Raw genomic sequence first — 661 nt, 5'->3', positions numbered from 1 at the left:
GGAGGAAGAGAAAGCAAATGCGATTTCCTGAGTAGCGGCGAGCGAAACGGAACATAGCCCAAACCAAGAGGCTTGCCTCTTGGGGTTGTAGGACATTCTATACGGAGTTACAAAGGAACGAGGTAGACGAAGCGACCTGGAAAGGTCCGTCGTAGAGGGTAACAACCCCGTAGTCGAAACTTCGTTCTCTCTTGAATGTATCCTGAGTACGGCGGAACACGTGAAATTCCGTCGGAATCTGGGAGGACCATCTCCCAAGGCTAAATACTCCCTAGTGATCGATAGTGAACCAGTACCGTGAGGGAAAGGTGAAAAGCACCCCGGAAGGGGAGTGAAAGAGATCCTGAAACCGTGTGCCTACAAATAGTCAGAGCCCGTTAACGGGTGATGGCGTGCCTTTTGTAGAATGAACCGGCGAGTTACGATCCCGTGCGAGGTTAAGCTGAAGAGGCGGAGCCGCAGCGAAAGCGAGTCTGAATAGGGCGTTTAGTACGTGGTCGTAGACCCGAAACCAGGTGATCTACCCATGTCCAGGGTGAAGTTCAGGTAACACTGAATGGAGGCCCGAACCCACGCACGTTGAAAAGTGCGGGGATGAGGTGTGGGTAGCGGAGAAATTCCAATCGAACCTGGAGATAGCTGGTTCTCCCCGAAATAGCTT

General features: G+C 52.3%; 1 rRNA gene. It reads left to right on the top strand.

The features are described 5' to 3' along the window. Positions 1-661, top strand: a 23S ribosomal RNA gene (locus NU887_RS21050); the annotation flags it as partial.

The sequence above is a fragment of the Aquiflexum gelatinilyticum genome (genome assembly GCF_024741135.1).
GTDB lineage: Bacteria > Bacteroidota > Bacteroidia > Cytophagales > Cyclobacteriaceae > Cognataquiflexum > Cognataquiflexum gelatinilyticum.
The sequence above is the reverse complement of the archived record's forward strand: the minus strand, read 5'-3'. Positions and strand labels throughout refer to the sequence as shown.